The 5,098-nt window shown below is 66.9% G+C and carries 6 protein-coding genes; all 6 read left to right on the forward strand.

Going from position 1 to position 5,098, the window contains the following annotated elements:
- Positions 1-309, forward strand: a 309-nt coding sequence (locus tag BMW88_RS40690) for a DUF3631 domain-containing protein (protein ID WP_143116526.1), incomplete at its 5' end; no start/stop codon positions are given.
- A 140-nt stretch (positions 310-449) separates the two neighbouring features.
- On the forward strand, positions 450-752 hold the full coding sequence (locus BMW88_RS40695; RefSeq protein ID WP_089962597.1) for a hypothetical protein: 303 nt from the start codon (positions 450-452) through the stop codon (positions 750-752).
- 47 nt (positions 753-799) lie between these two features.
- Positions 800-1,741 (forward strand): bifunctional DNA primase/polymerase, encoded by a 942-nt coding sequence (locus tag BMW88_RS40700; RefSeq protein ID WP_089962600.1) that lies wholly within the window; start codon positions 800-802, stop codon positions 1,739-1,741.
- A complete protein-coding gene (locus BMW88_RS40705; RefSeq protein ID WP_089962603.1) occupies positions 1,738-3,303 on the forward strand; it encodes a YfjI family protein in 1,566 nt (521 codons plus the stop codon). Before BMW88_RS40700 ends, BMW88_RS40705 begins: the two co-directional genes overlap by 4 nt.
- A gap of 4 nt (positions 3,304-3,307) precedes the next feature.
- Entirely contained in the window at positions 3,308-3,496 is a 189-nt protein-coding gene (locus tag BMW88_RS40710; protein WP_089962605.1) for a helix-turn-helix domain-containing protein, read from the forward strand.
- Positions 3,496-4,911: a tyrosine-type recombinase/integrase gene (locus BMW88_RS40715; RefSeq protein WP_089962608.1), complete on the forward strand. Its 1,416-nt coding sequence runs from the start codon at positions 3,496-3,498 to the stop codon at positions 4,909-4,911. Before BMW88_RS40710 ends, BMW88_RS40715 begins: the two co-directional genes overlap by 1 nt.
- Positions 4,912-5,098 lie beyond the last annotated feature (187 nt).

The following is a 5,098-nucleotide window of genomic DNA, read 5'->3' on the forward strand; positions in this document are numbered from 1 at the left end:
GCGGCTAACACGCTGCTGCAAGACCTGATGAGCGTGTTCGGCGACAAGGACAAGCGCTGGTCTGAGTCCCTTGTGGACGCCCTGGCGGACTTCAAGCCCGACCAGTACGGCCCGTGGGGCGAGCTGGAGGGCGGCAGCGCCAAGGCAACCCAGCTCGCCGCCGCGCTCAAGCCGTTCGGCATCGCCACCGGCCAGGTCTGGGGCACCGACCCAGAGACCGGGAAGGGCGCCAACCGCAAGGGCGTGGAACTCGCCCACATCTCCAAGGCAATCACCGAGCGTGACAAGAAGGCGAAGCGCGTGGAGTAGCCGCACGGGTCTAGGTCTAGCGGCACACCCCCTCTAGACCTAGACCCCCCACTAGACCACCACATATGCCCTGATCAGCGCCCTAGTGCCTAGAGGGCTTGGTCTCGCGCACCCAAAAACAGCCCTAGGAGGGCAATCCCGTGACCCCCAAGCTCGCTTACCGGCTGACTCTGCTCGCCGCCCTGACCGTCGCTGTCAGTGACATTGCTCCGGCGTGGCGCGGCTACGCCTGGCTCTACCTCACCGCCACGGCGCTGCTCTACCTCGTGGCCTGCTGGGCCTTCCCCTACCGCAACTGCCGCGCCTGCAAGGGCCTCGGACGCTCCGGCCGGCGCTTCGGTGGCTTCCGCCTCTGCCAGCGCTGCGACGCCACCGGCAGGCAGCTGCGCGCCGGACGCAAAGCCCTCAACGCCTTTGGCCGCCACCGCAACCGCACCCGATGACCGGCACCCGGCTGACCGACCTCGTGACTGGCCACATTGGAGACCTGATGGACCACCCAATGCTCACCGCCGCACTGAGCGCTGTTGCTCGCGGCTGGTACGTCTTCCCGGCACGACGTGGCGACAAGTTGCCCGCCCTGCACCACACCAACCAGTGCCCCGGAACTGGCGCGTGCCGCGACGGGCACCGCACCCCCGAGCAGCGCGCCATGAACAACCCCGACCAGGTGCGCTGGTACTGGAGCAGCATGAGTTTCCGCGGCTGCAACGTCGCCATCGCGTGCGAGCCCTCGCGCCTGGTGGTGCTCGACCTCGACATGCCCAAGGACGGCGAGCAGCCGCCACCCCGCTGGAACCAGCCCGGCATCACGTGCGGCCTGGACGTACTGGCCGCGCTGTGCGGGGAAGCGGGCGAGCCGCTGCCGCTGGACACCTACACCGTGACGACGCCGTCCGGCGGCCTGCACCTCTACTTCGCCGCGCCGCAGGGTGTCGAGCTGCGCAACACGGCGGGCGAGCGTGGCCGTGGTCTCGGCTGGCGCGTCGACACCCGCGCGGGCGGCGGCTACGTCCTGGCCGCAGGGTCGCATGTGGACGGACGCCCTTACCTCCTGAGTGAAGACGCTGCCGTTGCGCCTCTGCCGCAGTGGCTGTGCCAGCGCCTTGCCTTCACGCCACGGCCTCCGCGTCAGGCCGTCTCCGTCGATCTGAGCGCCACGCGAGTGGGCCGCTACGTCGAATCCGCCCTACGTAACGAGGTCGCCAAGGTGCTGGCCGCACAGGAGGGCACGCGCAACCACACCCTGTTCGCCGCCACTGTCGCGCTGGGGCAGCTCGTGGCGGGCGGTGCACTGCCGGAGGGTGTGGCGCGCACTGCGCTGGAGCACGCGGGGTTGAGCGTGGGTCTGTCGCAGTGGGAAGTCCGCAACACCCTCGACTCCGGGCTACGGGCCGGTGCCGAGCGTCCCCGCCGCGTGGACGTGGCATGAACAACGCCAACGCCGCCAAGGCCGCTGCCGCCGAGATCGTGGACCAGGCCGTGCGCCTGCACCTGATCGAGGGTGAGGGATGGGAGGACCCCGCCCCGTTGGTCGGGCGTGCTGCCGGGAACCTGCCGCGCTTCCCCCTCGACGTGCTGCCCGGATGGCTCGCCGAGCAAGTGGCCGGCGTCGCCACCGAGACCCAGACTCCGGTGGACCTGGCGGGCTGCATCGGCATCGCCGCACTGTCCACCGCCGCAGGTGGACGCGCAGAGGTCGCCGTGCGCGGACTGTGGCGCGAACCCGTCAACGTCTACGTCCTGGTGGCGCTGCCACCCGGCGCGCGCAAGTCGCCGGTGTTCGCCGCCATGACCGCGCCGCTGATGCAGGTCGAACGCGAGCTCGCCGAGCAGGCCGCGCCGCTCATTGCCACGGCCGAGCTGGAGCGCAAGATCGCACTGGCACGGGCGGAGAAAGCCGCGGCCAACGCCACGCGCGCCGATGCCCTGGCCGAGCAGGAAGCCATTGGCATGGCAACGGATGCGGCCATGGCAGCGGAGGCCATCACGGTGCCGGTGGTGCCACGCCTGGTGGCCGACGACATCACCAGCGAGACGGCCGCGTCCCTGCTGGCCGAGCAGGGCGGACGCCTGGCTGTGCTCTCTGCCGAGGGCGGCATCTTCGCCACGCTCGCCGGGCGCTACTCCGGCGTGCCCAACTTCGAGGTGTTCCTCAAGGGACACGCGGGCGACATGCTGCGCGTCGACCGCAAGAGCCGCGAGGCCGAGCACGTGGAAAGGCCGGCCTTGACGCTCGGCCTGGCGTTGCAGCCCTCCGTCATCCGCGACCTGGCCTCCAACGCGGGCTTCCGTGACCGGGGCTTGCTCGCCCGCCTGCTGTTCTCCCTGCCCGTCGACCTGGTCGGCAACCGCGTCATCGGACCGCCGCAGATCGACCCGGCCACGGTGCAGACCTACAACGACAACCTCCGCGCGATGGTCTGCGCACTCGCCGAATGGACCGACCCGGCCGCGCTCACGCTCACCCCGGACGCCGCTGCCCTTGTGCTCCAGCTCGAAAAGGAGGTGGAACCCGAGCTTCGTCCGGGCGGAAAACTCGGCCACATCCGCGACTGGGCAAGCAAGTACGTCGGCGCGACCATCCGCCTGGCAGGCCTGCTGCACCTCGCAGACCACATCACCACCGGATGGGCACGACGCTCGATCACCGACGCCACCATGAACCGCGCCATCACGCTGGGCCGCTACTTCGCCGCTCACGCACTCGCCGCGTTCGACCTCATCGGCGAGAACGAAACGATCGAAAAGGCGCGCGTCATCCTCGGATGGATTGAGCGCACCAAACCCGACCGGTTCACCCGCAATCAGCTCATCAAGGGCACCGCGCGCACTCAGTTCAAGACAGTGACCGAGCTGGACGAACCGCTGAACCTGCTCGAACAGCACGGCTACGTCCGCCGCGAACCCGAACCCGAGAAGCGCGGGAAAGGCCGCCCGCCAAGCGCGGCCTACCTCGTGCATCCGCAGTACCACGAATCCGAAGGGAGGTGACGGCATGGCAAAAGCGGAACCGAAGATGACCGTTGAAGACGTGTGTGGCGAGCTGCGCATCTCCCGCAAGACGTTCTATGAGTGGAAGGTCAAGGGCAAGGCCCCACACATGACGAAGCTTCCCAACGGTGAGTGGCGGATTGAGCGAAGCGATTTCGATAGTTGGTACAAGGGATTGAGTGAGGCGGCCTGATGCCAACCACGTTCAAGGTTCGTGTGTGGTCAATCGTGACCAATAAGCGGGCCAAGGGAAGCACCTACACCGTGCGCTGGAAGCTGGAGGGACGGCGCTACCCGTGTAAGGAGACGTTCCCGCAGTACACGCCCGCTGACAGCTTCCGCTCTGCTCTGGTGTCTGCGGCTAAGTCTGGTGAAGCGTTCGACCTCGACACTGGGCTGCCGGTCAGCATGAAGCGCGCCGATAAAGACATGGCGTGGTTCGAGTTCGCCGTGAAGTACGTGGACTCCAAGTGGCCACGCGCGGCAGCGACCTCACGGCGCAGCATCGCCGAGGCGATGATGACCGTTACGTGCGCGATGGTCAGCAACAAGCGAGGTAAGCCGGACGACAAGCTGCTTCGCTCCGCTCTCTTCAATTGGGCGTTCAACACTGAACATCGCGACAATCCCGCGCGACCCGAGAAGGTGACAGCGGCTCTGCGGTGGATTGCTTCCAACACGCGCAACGTGTCGACTCTGACTCAACCTGCCGTACTGCGTCCGGTCATGGACGCACTGGCGCAAAAAGTAGACGGGAAGGGCGAGGTTGCTGCCACGGTCGTCAACCGAAAGCGCGCTGTATTCCACAACGCGCTGGAGTATGCGATCGAGCTTGAGGCGATTGCGCACAACCCCATTCCGAAAATTAAATGGACCGCGCCGAAGGTTGAACATGAGGTAGATCCGGCTGTAGCCGCAAGCCCCGTGCAGGCAGGCACTCTGTTGGAGGAGGTGAAGAAAGTGCAGCGCAGCGGTGAGCGCCTAATGGCTTGCTATGCGTGCACGTACTACGGCGGCCTTAGGCCGGAGGAAGCTGTCGACCTTCGGGAGCACAACATTCAGCTGCCGCCGCGCACGTGGAACGAGACGGCTGGTCGCTGGGACATCCCTAAGAACGAGTTCGGAGAGTTCGTTCTGTCGGTGACCGCGCCGCACGCGGGTAGCCGCTGGACGAACACGGGCACCGTGCGGGACAAGCGGGGGTTGAAGCACAGGGGGAAGAAGGCCGTTCGACGTGCGCCGATCCGGCCGGAGCTGGTGGCCATCCTTTACTGGCACCTCGACACGTTCGGCACGGGCGACGAAGGACGGCTGTTCCGTGGCGAGCGCGGGGGAGAAGTGCCGGTGCGCCTCTACAACGACGTGTACCGCAAGGCCCGTAGGGCGGCCTTCACACCGGAGGTCTACAAGAGCCCGCTAGCAGAGACGCCCTACGACCTGCGGCACGCGTGGGTGTCCTACCTCCTGAGCATCGGCGTAGAGCCGTCGCTCATCGCGCTATGGGCTGGGCACTCGCTGGAGGTGCTGTTCCGGATCTACGCCAAGCTCATCCACGGCAGGCACACGCACGCCCTCGACCGCATCCTCAAGGCCTCGACGGGCAGCTAGAGCACCCGCGAAACGCGGGCACGATTTGGTACACGAACACCCGGAAACCACCGGACACGGACGGATACAACCGGATACGCATAGATCAGCCCCCTACCGCGTTTACGCTGGTAGGGGGCTGATTTCACCCGGCGAAAGGTGGTGCCCCAGGCAGGATTCGAACCTGCGACACACGGTTTAGGAAACC

It is taken from the genome of Lentzea xinjiangensis (genome assembly GCF_900110955.1).
In the GTDB taxonomy this organism is placed as follows: domain Bacteria; phylum Actinomycetota; class Actinomycetes; order Mycobacteriales; family Pseudonocardiaceae; genus Lentzea; species Lentzea xinjiangensis.